This window comes from Pigmentiphaga daeguensis, from assembly GCF_039523035.1.
In the GTDB taxonomy this organism is placed as follows: domain Bacteria; phylum Pseudomonadota; class Gammaproteobacteria; order Burkholderiales; family Burkholderiaceae_B; genus Pigmentiphaga; species Pigmentiphaga daeguensis.
In genome coordinates this window covers 83,980-97,988 of record NZ_BAAAEN010000005.1, presented here as the reverse complement: position 1 = coordinate 97,988, position 14,009 = coordinate 83,980, and the positions used below count along the sequence as shown (strand labels likewise).

General features: G+C 66.2%; 14 protein-coding genes. 5 read left to right on the top strand and 9 right to left on the bottom strand.

Annotated features, from left to right (window positions below; genetic code table 11):
• Nucleotides 1-27: 27 nt before the first annotated feature.
• From fusA to rpsL, 3 genes are all read right to left on the bottom strand, one after another.
• Nucleotides 28-2,130, bottom strand: coding sequence for an elongation factor G (fusA, locus tag ABD104_RS08760; protein WP_087838325.1), 2,103 nt, complete (start codon nucleotides 2,128-2,130; stop codon nucleotides 28-30).
• A gap of 77 nt (nucleotides 2,131-2,207) precedes the next feature.
• On the bottom strand, nucleotides 2,208-2,678 hold the full coding sequence (gene rpsG, locus ABD104_RS08755; RefSeq protein WP_087838326.1) for a 30S ribosomal protein S7: 471 nt from the start codon (nucleotides 2,676-2,678) through the stop codon (nucleotides 2,208-2,210).
• 152 nt (nucleotides 2,679-2,830) lie between these two features.
• A complete protein-coding gene (rpsL, locus tag ABD104_RS08750; RefSeq protein WP_087838327.1) occupies nucleotides 2,831-3,208 on the bottom strand; it encodes a 30S ribosomal protein S12 in 378 nt (125 codons plus the stop codon).
• Between the two features lie 430 nt (nucleotides 3,209-3,638).
• Between rpsL and ABD104_RS08745 the strand changes: the two genes are divergently transcribed.
• The 4 genes from ABD104_RS08745 (at nucleotide 3,639) to ABD104_RS08730 (ending at nucleotide 7,373) form a co-directional block, all read left to right on the top strand.
• Nucleotides 3,639-4,325: a TetR/AcrR family transcriptional regulator gene (locus ABD104_RS08745; protein ID WP_132980722.1), complete on the top strand. Its 687-nt coding sequence runs from the start codon at nucleotides 3,639-3,641 to the stop codon at nucleotides 4,323-4,325.
• 117 nt (nucleotides 4,326-4,442) lie between these two features.
• Complete coding sequence (locus ABD104_RS08740; protein ID WP_165963374.1) at nucleotides 4,443-5,486, top strand: aromatic ring-hydroxylating oxygenase subunit alpha; 1,044 nt, start codon at nucleotides 4,443-4,445, stop codon at nucleotides 5,484-5,486.
• Nucleotides 5,487-5,527: 41 nt separating this feature from the next.
• Nucleotides 5,528-6,535 carry an ABC transporter substrate-binding protein gene (locus ABD104_RS08735; RefSeq protein ID WP_343927390.1) on the top strand — a complete coding sequence of 336 codons (1,008 nt, stop codon included), beginning with the start codon at nucleotides 5,528-5,530 and terminating at the stop codon, nucleotides 6,533-6,535.
• Between the two features lie 22 nt (nucleotides 6,536-6,557).
• On the top strand, nucleotides 6,558-7,373 hold the full coding sequence (locus ABD104_RS08730; protein ID WP_132980724.1) for a TauD/TfdA dioxygenase family protein: 816 nt from the start codon (nucleotides 6,558-6,560) through the stop codon (nucleotides 7,371-7,373).
• Between the two features lie 26 nt (nucleotides 7,374-7,399).
• Here the strand turns inward: ABD104_RS08730 and ABD104_RS08725 are convergent, their stop codons facing one another.
• The 6 genes from ABD104_RS08725 to ABD104_RS08700 are packed head-to-tail and all read right to left on the bottom strand — an operon-like array spanning nucleotide 7,400 to nucleotide 13,297.
• Nucleotides 7,400-8,632 (bottom strand): NAD(P)/FAD-dependent oxidoreductase, encoded by a 1,233-nt coding sequence (locus ABD104_RS08725; RefSeq protein WP_087838331.1) that lies wholly within the window; start codon nucleotides 8,630-8,632, stop codon nucleotides 7,400-7,402.
• A gap of 40 nt (nucleotides 8,633-8,672) precedes the next feature.
• Nucleotides 8,673-9,383, bottom strand: coding sequence for an ABC transporter ATP-binding protein (locus ABD104_RS08720; RefSeq protein WP_343927436.1), 711 nt, complete (start codon nucleotides 9,381-9,383; stop codon nucleotides 8,673-8,675).
• A 22-nt stretch (nucleotides 9,384-9,405) separates the two neighbouring features.
• Nucleotides 9,406-10,155 carry an ABC transporter ATP-binding protein gene (locus tag ABD104_RS08715; RefSeq protein ID WP_087838333.1) on the bottom strand — a complete coding sequence of 250 codons (750 nt, stop codon included), beginning with the start codon at nucleotides 10,153-10,155 and terminating at the stop codon, nucleotides 9,406-9,408.
• A complete protein-coding gene (locus tag ABD104_RS08710; protein WP_343927389.1) occupies nucleotides 10,148-11,188 on the bottom strand; it encodes a branched-chain amino acid ABC transporter permease in 1,041 nt (346 codons plus the stop codon). Before ABD104_RS08710 ends, ABD104_RS08715 begins: the two co-directional genes overlap by 8 nt.
• Entirely contained in the window at nucleotides 11,185-12,105 is a 921-nt protein-coding gene (locus ABD104_RS08705) for a branched-chain amino acid ABC transporter permease (RefSeq protein ID WP_087838335.1), read from the bottom strand. Before ABD104_RS08705 ends, ABD104_RS08710 begins: the two co-directional genes overlap by 4 nt.
• 10 nt (nucleotides 12,106-12,115) lie before the next feature.
• Complete coding sequence (locus ABD104_RS08700; RefSeq protein WP_425543325.1) at nucleotides 12,116-13,297, bottom strand: ABC transporter substrate-binding protein; 1,182 nt, start codon at nucleotides 13,295-13,297, stop codon at nucleotides 12,116-12,118.
• 188 nt (nucleotides 13,298-13,485) lie between these two features.
• Between ABD104_RS08700 and ABD104_RS08695 the strand changes: the two genes are divergently transcribed.
• On the top strand, nucleotides 13,486-13,956 hold the full coding sequence (locus tag ABD104_RS08695) for an RrF2 family transcriptional regulator (RefSeq protein ID WP_087838337.1): 471 nt from the start codon (nucleotides 13,486-13,488) through the stop codon (nucleotides 13,954-13,956).
• The last annotated feature ends 53 nt before the right edge of the window (nucleotides 13,957-14,009 follow it).

Sequence of the window (14,009 nt, the reverse complement as noted above, 5' to 3'; positions counted from 1 at the left end):
ATTTAACGATTACTTGCCTGTCGCCAATTACTTGGCGCGGGCGCTGATGATTGCGTCGGCGACGTTCTTCGGCGCTTCCGCGTAGTGCTTGAACTCCATCGTGTACGTCGCGCGACCCTGGGTCGCGGAACGCAGCGCGGTGGAATAACCGAACATCTCGGCCAGGGGAACCTCGGCCTTGATGATCTTGCCGCCGCCGACCATGTCGTCCATGCCCTGGACCATGCCGCGCCGCGAGGACAGGTCGCCCATCACGGTACCGGCGTAGTCTTCCGGCGTCTCGACTTCCACGGCCATCATGGGCTCGAGCAGCACAGGGTTGGCCTTGCGCATGCCTTCCTTGAAGGCCATCGAGGCGGCCATCTTGAACGCGTTTTCGTTCGAGTCCACGTCGTGGTACGAACCGAAGAACAGCGTCACCTTGACGTCCACCACCGGATAGCCGGCCATCACGCCAGCCTGCAGGGTGTCGATACAACCCTTTTCCACGGCCGGAATGAATTCACGGGGCACCACGCCGCCCTTGATGGCGTCGACGAACTCGAAGCCCTTGCCGGCTTCCTGGGGCTCGACCTTCAGCACCACGTGACCGTACTGGCCGCGGCCGCCCGACTGCTTGACGAACTTGCCTTCGGACTCTTCGCAGGTCTTGCGGATGGTTTCGCGGTAGGCCACCTGGGGCTTGCCCACGTTGGCTTCCACGCCGAATTCGCGCTTCATGCGGTCGACCAGGATTTCCAGGTGGAGCTCGCCCATGCCCGAAATGATGGTCTGGCCCGACTCTTCGTCGGTACGCACGCGGAACGACGGATCCTCGGCGGCCAGGCGGTTCAGGGCGATGCCCATCTTCTCCTGGTCGGCCTTGGTCTTGGGTTCGACGGCCTGCGCGATCACGGGCTCGGGGAACTCCATCTTTTCCAGCGTGACGATCGATTCCGGATCGCACAGCGTTTCGCCGGTCGTGACGTCCTTCAGGCCCACGGCCGCGGCGATGTCGCCCGCCAGAACTTCCTTGATTTCCTCACGCTGGTTGGCGTGCATCTGCAGGATACGGCCGACGCGCTCTTTCTTGCCCTTGATCGCGTTGTAGACGGTGTCGCCGGAAGCCAGCACGCCCGAGTACACGCGGATGAAGGTCAGCTGGCCGACGAACGGGTCCGTCATCAGCTTGAACGCCAGCGCCGAGAACTTTTCCTTGTCGTCGGCCTTGCGGACCACGGGCTGGTCGTTCTCGTCGGTGCCGTCGACCGGGGGGATGTCGATCGGCGAAGGCAGGTAGTCGATGACCGCGTCCAGCATGGCCTGCACGCCCTTGTTCTTGAAGGCGGTGCCGCACAGCATGGGCTGGATCTCGCCGGCGATGGTGCGCTGGCGGATGGCGGACTTGATCTCGGCTTCCGACAGTTCGCCGGATTCCAGATACTTGTTCATCAGCTCTTCGGACGACTCGGCGGCCGCCTCGACCAGCTTCTCGTGCCATTCGTTGCAGGTGTCGACCAGCTCGGCGGGGATGTCGCCGTATTCGAACTTGGTGCCCTGGCTGGCGTCATCCCACAGGATGGCCTTCATCTTGACCAGGTCGACCACGCCCTTGAACGAGTCCTCGGCGCCGATCGGCACTTGCAGCGGGATCGGGTTGGCCTTCAGGCGCAGACGCATCTGCTCGTAGACCTTGAAGAAGTTCGCGCCGGTACGGTCCATCTTGTTGACGAACGCGAGACGGGGCACGCCGTACTTGTTGGCCTGGCGCCAGACGGTTTCCGACTGGGGCTGCACGCCGCCCACGGCGCAATACACCATGCAGGCGCCGTCCAGCACGCGCATGGAGCGCTCGACTTCAATCGTGAAGTCCACGTGCCCCGGGGTGTCGATGATGTTGAAGCGATGCTCGGGATAGTTGCCCGCCATGCCCTTCCAGAAGCAGGTGGTGGCAGCCGAGGTGATCGTGATGCCGCGTTCCTGCTCCTGCTCCATCCAGTCCATCGTGGCGGCGCCGTCGTGCACTTCGCCGAGCTTGTGGTTGACGCCCGTATAGAACAGGATACGTTCGGTGGTGGTGGTCTTCCCTGCGTCGATGTGCGCAGAGATGCCGATGTTGCGGTAGCGCTCGATCGGGGTCTTGCGGGCCATGATCGGATTTCCTTGGTGACTGGACTGGTTGGCCCGCGGCGATCGGCCGCGGGCCTTTGAGAAACGAAGAGTGCTGCTTACCAGCGGAAGTGGCTGAATGCCTTGTTGGCCTCGGCCATCTTGTGCGTGTCGTCGCGCTTCTTGACCGCGCCGCCGCGGCCCTCGGACGCATCCATCAGCTCGCCGGCCAGGCGCAGGTCCATGGACTTCTCGCCACGCTTCTTGGCGGCCTCGCGAACCCAACGCATGGCCAAGGCCAGGCGGCGCACGGGGCGCACTTCAACCGGCACTTGGTAGTTGGCGCCGCCAACCCGGCGGCTCTTGACCTCGACGATGGGCTTGACGTTGCCGATCGCCTGACCGAACACCTCGATGGGGTCCTTGCCGGTCTTGGTCTGGATTTGTTCGAGGGCGCCGTAAACGATCCGCTCTGCGACGGCCTTCTTGCCGGAGAGCATGACGACGTTCATGAATTTGGCGAGTTCAACGCTGCCGAACTTGGGATCGGGCAGGATTTCACGCTTGGGTACTTCGCGACGACGAGGCATTTCTACTTCCTATGTCTTCAGTTGAACCGCGGGGTTTCGCCTGCGGCCGTGGCCTGTCACGTTGGGCTTGCGCCCCGACGGGCCCCTTACTCGTGCCGCTCCTGCAATCCAGGATGCGGCGACGCAACGGGTAAAGCTGCGAGACCTGGGGATCAGGCCTTCTTGGGGCGCTTGGCGCCGTACTTCGAGCGGGCCTGCTTGCGATCCTTCACGCCTTGCAGGTCCAGCGAGCCGCGGACGATGTGGTAGCGCACACCCGGGAGATCCTTCACCCGGCCGCCACGCACCAGAACCACCGAGTGCTCCTGCAGGTTGTGGCCTTCGCCGCCGATGTACGAAATGACTTCGTAACCGTTGGTCAGGCGCACCTTCGCAACCTTACGCAGAGCCGAGTTCGGCTTCTTGGGGGTCGTGGTGTAGACACGGGTGCAGACGCCGCGACGCTGCGGGCTGCATTCAAGAGCGGGCGACTTGCTCTTGGCGTGGCTGGATTCGCGCGGCTTGCGCACGAGTTGGCTGATAGTTGGCATAAGCCCTCTTCCGTAACCTTTTGGGGTCTTTTGGTTAGGTCTGGGGCCTACGTCACAAGGCCCAGACATCTACAACAAGCCATCCGGCAGCGCGGCCCCGAGCAGGAAGCCGCAACCGGGGCGAACCGGAAGAGGAACATGCACGGGCCGCACGATCGTGCGGCATGAAAACCTGCTGGGGGAGGAACGCCGCGACGCGGCTCTTGAGAAAGGCAGTGTTTGCGAGACATCCGGGCAATTTGTACCAGCCGGATATTGCAATTCTGCACATCAAAGAACGCGCGGCCCGGGCGAGCCGACTCCAGAGAGCTTGCCATAATAGCGTGCACGGCGCGAGACTGTCAACGACAGATCCGCTCGGGCGTACCGTGGCGGGCACACCGGCGGGCCGACTAGAATGGCGCGTCGCCACCAGCAGCCGGCCCGCCCCATGCCCCGAACCAAGAAAGACGCCCCCGCTCCGCGCGGCGCCGGCCGGCCGGTCGACAGCCAGTCGGTAGGCCGGGATCGTATCATCGACTGCACCGTGGACCTGCTCGGGCGCCGCACCCCGGAAGAACTCACCATCCTCGAGATCGCCGCCGAAGCGGGCGTGAACCGGGCGCTGGTGCGCTACTACTTCGGCGATCTGCGGGGTTTGCTGCACGAGGTGACCGAGTTCCTGATGCGCCAGCTGCAGGACCGCATGGAGCGGGCGCTGCGGCAGCCGGGCTCCCTGCGGGAGCAACTCAAGGCGCGCCTGACGCTGCGTCTCGAGTTCATGCGGCAGCATCCCCATTTCGAGCGGCTGGCGCTGGCCGAGATCTACCATGCGCCCAGGACCGGGAACGAGGCCGGCGCGCCCACCCCCATCCAGCGCGTGACCGCGCGGGGGCTGGAGATCACCGCCATGCTCTTTCCGGAGGGCGTGCCGCCCGCCGTCGATCCGCGCTTCGTGCATCTAATATTGATAGGCGTGCCGGCCTTCGTCTCGACGGCGCAGCCGCTCATCGAGACGTTGTTCGGCACCGGCCCCCAGGCCGAGACGATGATGGACGCCTACGTCGACTTCGTCGCCCGCATGCTGGAGGACCAGATCCGGCCGGACGGCGGCGGACGCCTCCCCTCGCCCACCTAGGGATTCCCCTGTCCGGTCCGGCGTTGACGCGCCCTCCCGGCCGCCTTATCCTGACTTTAATTACCATTTATGGTAATTATTGCCGGACCGAAGCGATGCATGCCCGGGGAGACAGCCTTGGAATATCTGCGCAATGCCTGGTATGCCGCCGCGGCCGAGGCCGAAATCACCCGGACGCCCCTGCGCCGGATGCTCCTGGACACGCCCGTCGTGCTGTTCCGCAGCCTGGACGGCAACCCCGTCGCCCTGCAGGATCGCTGCGCGCACCGCTTCGCGCCGCTGTCCCGGGGCACCCTGCTCGGCGACGAACTGCAGTGCGGCTACCACGGCCTGCGCTATGACCGCGGCGGCCGTTGCGTGCACAACCCGCACGGCCCCCGGATCCCCGCCCATGCCGACATACGCGCCTATCCTCTCGCATCGCGCTACGGCTTCATCTGGCTGTGGCCGGGCGATCCGGCGCTCGCCGACGCCGCGTTGCTGCCGGACCTTTCCCCGTTCGACCCGCGTCCGGGATATCGGACCCAATGGGGCTACCTGCGCATCGATGCGCATTACCAGCTCGTCATCGACAACCTGCTGGACCTCAGCCACGTCGAGTACCTGCACCCCGCCTTTGCCAGCGGCGGCGCCATCGGCAACACCCGCCACGAAGTCATCGAGGCGGACGGCGTGGTGCACGCGAATCGCTGGAAACCGGGCTGCACCGTGAGCCCGCTGCTGGGCCGGTGCTGGGGCAGGCCCGATGCCATCGGCGACGCGCGGTCGTGCATACGCTGGCACCCTCCCTGCACCCTGTTCCTGGACGTCGGCGCCACCGAGACCGGCGCCGACCCCGGCGACGGAGTGACCTTGTCGTTCCTGCATCTGCCGACACCGGAAAGCGGCACCCGGACACACTACTTCTGGGCGGCGACGCGCAGCCACTCCCCGGACGACGACGAACTGACCGGCTGGATACAGGCGACCACCGAGCGCGCCTTCATGCTGGAAGACGAGCCGATGATCGAAGCGCAGCAGGACAACCTCGGGCCGGGCGCCGACATGGCGTCGCTGCATCCCGTCTACCTTGCTCCCGACCTGGCGCCGGTCAAGGCGCGCCGGATTCTCGCGCGTCTGATCGAAGCCGAACGCGGCGCCCAGCCGGCAGGCATCCGGTAGCGCCGCGCCACCCCTGGTAACCATGTGAAGGAGTACCCGTCATGCTTCGTCCTCGCTCATCGATGCTGCGCGCCGCCGGGGCACTGGCCTGTTGCTGGGCGCTGGCCGGGACCGGCGCCCAGGCAGCGGCCACGCCCGAAGAGATCACGGTGCTGACGCCCGCTCCCCCCACCCTGCCCGGGTTCGCTCCCTGGATATTGGCGCAGGTCCGCGGCTACTACCGGGACCGGGGCCTGAAGGTCAACCTGATGGCGGCCAACGGCGGCGGGGTCCAGGTGGCCAAGCAGGTGGGCGCGGGCATCGCGCTGGCCGGCAGCTCGGTGGGCGACGCGCCGCTGTTTCTGCGGCCCAACGGCATTCCCATCAAGGTGGTGGCCGTGCTGGGCGGCCACTCCCTGATGCAGGTCGTGGTCCACGACGACGACGCCCGCATCAAGACGCCGGCGGACCTGCGCGGCAAGACGGTCACGGTCGGCTCGTATACCGACTCGATCTATTACAGCTTCCTGGGCATGCTCAAGCACTATGGCGTGGACAAGAAGGCCGTGAACATCCAGGCCGCCGGCCCGACCGGCGTCTGGAAACTGTTCGCCACCCGCGAGGCCGACGCCATGGTCGCCACGCCCGACTGGGCCCTGGCGGCGGTCAACGCGGGCGCCAAGGTGCGCGTGTTCTACGGCGACCAGGTATTCCCCGGCCTTCCCCAGGCCATCGTGGCCTCGGACGAAACGATACGCACCCGGCCCGACCTGGTCGAGAAAGTGGTCGGCGCCACCCTGCGCGCCATGCGCGAGATCATGCAGGACCCCGCCGCCGCCGTGGACGACTTCGTCGCCGCCGTACCCGCCTACCAGGACAAGCGCGACTATGTCGCGCAGATCATCGGCGCCTATGCCCGCGACGTCTATCCCGGGCAGGCCGTGCCCGGCAAGATGGACCCCGCCCTGCTGCAGCGGCTGCAGGACTTCTACGTCAAGGAAGGCTTGCTGGCCAGGCGCGCACCGCTGGAAGACTTCTATACCGACCGCTTCGTCGGCAAGGCGCCCTAGCGCCGCATCGTCCGGAGACATCATGCTGATCCGCCCCCTTACGCCGGCCATAGGTTCGGAAGTGCTGGACATAGACCTTGCCGACGCGACCCAGGTCACCCGCCATGCCGACCGGCTGCGCGCCCTCCTGGCCGAGCGCCAGGTCATCTTCTTCCGCGAGCAGCGGCTCTCGCCCGATGCCCAGGTGTTCTTCTCGCAGGTGTTCGGCGACGTCGAACCGGTGTCATCGACCTTTCCGTCGCACCCCGCCAATCCCTACGTGGAAATGCTCGTCACCCGCGGCAAGGAGACCGGCACCGATATCTGGCACGCCGATCTGACCTGGCAGCCTCGCCCGCCGGTGGCCGCCTGCCTGTATGCGGTCGAGGTGCCCGAGGTGGGCGGAGACACCATGTGGGCCAGCATGACGGCCGCGCACGATTCCCTGGACGAAGGACTGCGGCGCTACCTGGCCGGCATGACCGCCGTCCACCATTGGGAAGCTCCCGCCCTGGTGAACAACCTCAAGCGCCAGCCCGACGGCGACGAGAAGTACCACGCCATGCGCCGCCGCTACCCCCCTGTGGACCAGCCCGTCTTCCTGCCCCATCCCGCCACGGGCAAGCGCGTGGTTTTCGTCAACAGCCTGTACACGACGCGAATCAACCAGATGGGGCACGACGACGGCGCGCACATGCTGTCCTTCCTGGCCGGCCTGGCCCGCGTGCCGGAATGGCAGGTGCGGTTCAACTGGCGCAAGGGCTCGGTGGCCGTGTGGGACAACCTGGCCACCCAGCACTATGCGATCAACGACTACTACCCCTCGCCGCGGACCATGCACCGCGTGTCCATCCGCTAGCATCCCGCGGCCCGGCATGCGCAGGCTCAGTTCCGACCCCGCACTTCCGGCGGCTCCTGCACCTCGGGAGTGGCCGCGGCCAGGATTTCCGAGCGGTTTCCGCTTCGGGGCGGATAGATGCGCTCGCGATTGATGGTCCGTTTGGTCGCCTTGGCCGCATCCTTCGTCGAGATGACCCGGCGGTCCCAGCCTCCGGTATAGACGGCGCCCCACTCGCCCAGGTCCAGCACGGTCACGTACCAGTCGATGTGCAAGGGCAACATGGGTTCGCCAAGCAGATCCGCCGCAACGTTGTAGCCCGCGTAGCGGCCCATCGGCCGGCCATGCTGGCAGGACATGACCGAGGCATGTTCGCCGTCCAGCACCGCCCGGGCCGCATCGCCTGCGGCGAAGACGTGCGGCATTCCCCGCACGCGCATGAACTCGTCCACCTCCAGGCGACCGAGCCTGTCCCTTGCCGCCGGCAAAGCGCCGCCCAGGTCGCTGGCGCGCATACCGGCGCACCAGACGACAGTCGACGCCTCGATCCGCTGCCCACCGGCCAGCGTCGCGCCATGCGCATCCAGCGAGGCGATGGATACGCTCGTGTGCATCTCCACGCCCAGGGAGGCCAGCGCCTCGACGATGACAGGCCGCGCCTCGTCGCCCATGTCCGGGCCGATGAGCGGGCTGGCATCGGCCAAGACGACCCGAGGTGCCGGCCGGTCGTGCGCCAGGGCCGACAGTTTCGCCAGCCTGGCCGGCAATTCGGATGCCAGTTCGATTCCGGTCAGCCCCGCCCCCACGACCAGCACATGCAGCCGGTCCGCGTCGCGGCCGTCCTGCGCCAGCGCGCGTAGGTGCGCATCGAGCCGCTTGGCGCCATGGTAGGTATCGATATCGAAGGAATGCTCAACCAGGCCGGGAATAGATGGCCGCTGCACGCTGCTGCCCAACGCGTAGACGAGGCGGTCGTAGCGAACCGTGAAGACACCTGCGCTCGTGCGCACATCGACCACACGGCGCTCGGTATCGACGCCTGTGACCACGCCCCGGAGGTGCTCCACGCCTATCGGATCCAGTACCAGGGAGAACGGCACGATGGTGGCATCGAGGTCCTCTTCGTAATTGCGGACGCGAATACTGTGAAAATCGTGCTGGTCGATCAGAGTCACGCGCACGGCATCCGGGCCGACGCCGTGCTCCTCCAGTTTCCTGGCGGCTCCAATCGCACTCCACAGGCCGGCGAAGCCGCCGCCCAATACCACGATGCGTTTCATCTAGACAGCTCCTTTGCTTCAAACATGACAGTCCGGCGCGCTACATGCCGATGTAGTCGCGCACCAGTTCGGGTCGGTCCCGCAAGGCTTGTGAGGAGCCTCGCCACACGACGGCGCCCTTCTCGAGGATGTAATGGCGGTCCGCCACCCGCATCAGCGGCCCCAGGTTCTTGTCGATCACCAGCAGCGCCAGCCCGCGCCGCTTGAGCAGTTCGATGCAGCGCCAGATGTCGCCTCGGACCAGCGGCGCCAGCCCTTCGGTGGCTTCGTCCAGGATCAGCAGTTCCGGGGCTGTCATCAACGCGCGGCCGATGGCGAGCATCTGCTGTTCGCCGCCGGAGAGGTGGCATCCCAGGTGATGCTCCCGCTCGCGCAGGCGGGGAAACATGCCGTAGATATCGTCCAGGGACCAGCCGGCATCCCGCATCGCCGGCGCCCGGGCCGTGGCGAGCAGGTTCTCGCGTACCGTCAGGTTGGGAAAGATGCGCCGGCCCTCCGGTACCAGCCCCAGACCGGCCCGTGCTCTCTGGTGCGCGGCCAGCGGCCGCAAGCTGCGGCCCCGCCATCGGACGTCGCCTCCCCGCAGGCGCAACAACCCCATGATGGACTTGACGGTAGTGGACTTGCCCATGCCATTGCGGCCTAGCAAGGCGACGCACTCACCGGCGTGGATCTCGAGGTCTATGCCGAACAAAACCTGGCTGGCCTCATAAGCCGCCTCGACACCGCGCAGGCTGAGCAACGGCGCCACACCCTCATTCGTCCCGGCGCGTTCAGTCATTCCCGTCTCCCAGGTACGCGGCACGCACCTCGTCGTTGCCGCGTATTTCCCGCGGCGTGCCGCAGGCGATCACACGGCCGTACGACAACACAGTGATACGGTCGGCCAGCGCGAAAACCGCATCCATGTCGTGCTCGACCAGGACGATGCTGTAGGCACCCTTGAGCTCGCGCAACATGTCGACCAGCCCGGCCGATTCCTGGCGGCTCATGCCCGCCATCGGCTCGTCCAGCAGCAGCACCTCGGGGCGCATCGCGAGTGCCATCGCGATCTCCAGCTGGCGCATCTCGCCGTGGGCCAGCGCACCAGCCGACCGGCCAGCCGCGTACGCCAGCCCGACCCGGCCCAGCGCCACCCGGGCCGGCCCGACCAGGCCCGCATCCCGGCGCGCCGGCCGCCAGAAGCGGAAACTGTGTCCCTGCCCGGCCTGGACCGCCAGCATGACGTTTTCCAGCACGGAGAATTCCCGGAACACCGAAGTGATCTGATAGGAACGCCCGACGCCGCCCAGGGCCCGCTGATGGACCGGTGCCCGCGTGATGTCGCGCCCCTTCAGCGAGATCATGCCTGCGTCCGGCGCGATTTCGCCGGCCAGTTGATGGATGAACGTGGTCTTGCCCGCGCCGTTGGGGCCGATGATGGCATGCAGTTCTCCCCGCTCCAGGGTCATGCAAAGCTCGTCGGTCACCTTCAGCGCCCCGTAGCGCTTGACCAGCCGGTGCGCCGCCAGGATCTCAGCCATCGGTGTCCTCCCGGCCCGCCAGGGCGCCGTACAGCCCGCGCCGCGCGAACAGCACCACGGCCACCACGAATACGCCGAACACGCCCAGCCAGTGCGTACGGATCAGGTCTGCCGCGCCCGCCGGCAGGTCGAGCGGCATGCCCGAGAGAAACTCCTCCAGCAGCACGAAGGCCGCCGCCCCCACGATCGGCCCCAGCAGCGTTGCCATGCCGCCCAGCACGCACATCAGTACCAGATCTCCCGAAAGAGTCCAGCTCATGTACGAAGGCGATGCGAAGCGGGCCAGGTTGGCCAGCAGCACCCCGGCCATCACCACGATCATCGCCGACAGCACGTAGGCGGCAAGCCGGTAGCGCAGCAAGGGAAATCCCAGGGCTCGCATGCGGCGCGGATTCTGGCGGCTGCCGCGCAGCACCAAGCCGAAGCGCGAATCAGTCAGCCGCTTGCACAGGGCGCAGATGATCGCCAGCACGGCCAGCACCAGCAGGTAGAACTGGTAGGGATCGTCCAGCGACAGGCCAGGCACGCGGCTGTGCGACGCGATGGTCAACCCGTCGTCGCCGCCGTACTGCTTGAGGCTGATCGCCAGGAAATAGAACATCTGGGCGAAAGCCAGCGTGATCATGATGAACGCCATGCCGCTCGTCTTCAGGCAAACGAGTCCCACGATCAGCGCCACGGCCGCGCCGGCGGCCAACGCCACCGCCAGGTGGACAAGACCCGAGTCAACGCCGTGGGCCGACAGGATGCCCACCGAGTAGGCACCAATGCCCAGATACATCGCATGGCCCAGGCTAACCATGCCGCCGTACCCGAGTACCAGGTTCAGGCCCACGGCCGCCAGCCCGAGGATCATGATGCGCGCGACCAGGCCGAGCCAGAACGGCTGGCCCAGCAGATGGGCGGCCGCCGGCACCGCGCACAGCGCCAGGAAGATCGCGGCGGCCGGAGCGGCACGGCGGAAGGCCTTCCCGCGGGCCCCGGCGCTCGCACCGTAGGGTGGCGTGTCCTTGGCGTACAGGGTCGAGTTCATGCATGCCTCACTGGGAAGAGTCCGTGCGGACGCATGGCCAGGACCAGCGCCATCAGCAGATAGATCAGCATGGAAGCGACCGCCGGTCCCGCAGCCTGGGCGAAGACCTTGCCCACCAAGGCATCGAAAACCGCCGGCAGGAAGGCGCGCCCCAGCGTGTCGATCAGGCCAACCAGCAGCGCACCGTAGAAGGCCCCGCGTATGGAGCCGATGCCACCGGTCACGATGACCACCAGCGTCAGCACCAGCACGGGCTCGCCCATGCCGGGCTGCACCGACAGGATGGGCCCGGCCATCACGCCAGCCAGCCCCGCAAGACCGGCTCCCAATCCAAAGATCAACGCATTGAGCAGGCGGATGTTGACTCCCATCGCGCCAACCATTTCCGCATCGGCCGCGCCGGCGCGTATCAGCATGCCCACGCGCGTCCGGTTGATCAGGACATAGAGCCCGAGACCCGCCACGAGCCCGACCGCGATGATGGCGAACCGGTATGCGGGATACGGGAAGCCGAACAGCTCGACTGTTCCGGACAGCGCCGGCGGCACGTTGATGTAGACCGGAGCCGGCCCCCAGAAGAAGCGCACGATCTCGTTGAACACCAGGATCAGGCCGAAGGTGGCCAGCACCTGGTCCAGATGGTCGCGCGTGTACAAGCCGGCCAGCACCATGCGGTCGACGGCCAGGCCGATCAGCATGGTAGCCGGCACGGCCAGCAGCAGCGCAAGCAGGAAGGAATCGGACGCGCCCAGCATGACCGCCGCCAGATAGGCGCCCATCATGTAGAGCGATCCATGCGCGAGGTTGACGAAGTTCATGATCCCGAACACCAGCGTCAGGCCGGCCGACATCAGAAACAGCAGGATGCCGAACTGCAGGCCATTCAGCACCTGGGTGGCGATGAGTTGAGCGTTCATGGCACGGGCTTCATTCCATCGGGCATTCGGCGTGATAGGCGTCGCGATGATTCTTCAGCGGGGTCGCGATGGTCTTGAGCGTGACGCGGCCGCGCGCATCCTTCACCACTTCGAACACGTGCATGTCTTGGACGGGAAAGTTGTTGTTGCCAAACTTGAACGGACCGCGCACCGACGGAAATTCGGCCTGCCTGAGCGCCGCCATGAAGGCGCTCTTGTCCTCGACGCGGCCGCCCACCTTCCTCAACGCCGAATCCAGCAATTGCGCGCCGTCGTAGCTCTGCGCCGCGTAGTGGGAAGGAATGCGGCCGTACTTCTTCTCGAATCCGGCAACGAAGACGCGGTTGGCCTCGTTGTCCAGGTCCGGCCCCCAGGCGGTGCCGGTGATCACCCCCAGGGCGCTTTCGCGCTGGGCAGGAAGATTGATGGCGTCGGTGGTGGACGCGGACAGCACCGGTATCCGACCCAGCAGGCCCGCCTGCTGGTACTGGCGCAGGAAGTTCACGCCCAGCCCGCCCGGATAAAAGACGAACACGGCATCGGGCTTCCTGGCCGCGATCTGCGTCAGCTCGGCCGAGAAATCCTGCTGGCTGAGCGGGGTATAGACCTCGTCCAGCAGCGGCTCCTTGTAGTAGCGCTTGAAGCCGGTCACGAAATCGAAGCCCGACTGGTAGTTGGGCACCATGGTGATGATCCGCTTGTAGCCCTTGGACGCGGCATAGTGGCCCACGACCTCGGCCTGCTGGTCGTTCTGCCAGGACGTGCTGAAGAAATAGGGCGAGCACGCCTTGCCTGCCAGTTGGCTAGGCCCGGCATTGGTGCCAATCAGGAAGACCTTTTTCTGGGTGATGCGCGGATGCACGGCCAGCATGACATTCGAGAATGTCACGCCGACGATGATGGGCACGTCGTTGCGGCCCGTCAGGCTTTCGGTCAGTTGCACGCCCACCTCGGGCTTGAGCTGACTGTCGGCCTTGATCACGCTGATATCCCGGCCGCCCAGCTTGCCGCCGTTGCGGTCCAGATAGAGCATGAAGCCGTCGTACATGTCCTGTCCCAGCGCCGCTTGCGGACCGGACAGTTCGGCCATGAAGCCGATCTTCAGCTTCTCCTGACCGGCCGCATGCGCGGCCGGCAGGGTCGCCAGGGTCACGCAGGTCCCCAGGCAGGCGCCCATCAGGCGATGATGCATTTTCATGATGTCTCCTTCCGCCCGCCTTGTCGCGAACGCTGTCGTTACCGGCCGCATCTCGTCGTTCCCGGCTTTATATCTGGATATTCAATGACCAGATTACGAAGCGGATTCTGGGCCCGTTCCAGAAGCTAGTCAATCACAATCTGGATGTGTATAGTCCGGATTATCCATTACGAGGCATAGCCATGAGGATGAGCGAAGGCGTGGAGTGGGGCCTGCATTGCTGCGTGGCCCTGGGCTGGATAGGACAGGATGAAGTGGTCTCCACCGCCAGGCTGGCGGCCAAGTTCGGCCTGCCCGCCGCCTATCTGAACAAGTCGCTGCAAGCGCTCGCGCGGGCCGGCATCCTGGCCTCCTCGGCGGGACCCAAGGGGGGCTTTCGCCTGGCGCGCCCGCCGGCCCGGATCACCCTGCTCGAAGTGGTCGATGCGATCGAGGGCCAGGAGGCGGCCTTCCGTTGCTCCGAGATCCGCCGCAACGGCGAAGGCGCAGCTCCCGCGGCCGAATGCCGCCGGCCCTGCGCGATCGCCTCGGCCATGCGCGATGCCGAGGCCGCCTGGCGCAAGGAACTGTCGCGCCAGACGATCGCCATGATCATGGACAAGGCACCCCGGACGGCGGCGGAACGCACGGTTCGCTGGCACGCGTACGCCTGATGTAACGTCTTGATACACAAGGTCGAGCTGGCTTTGCGCGCCCCGTCACGACT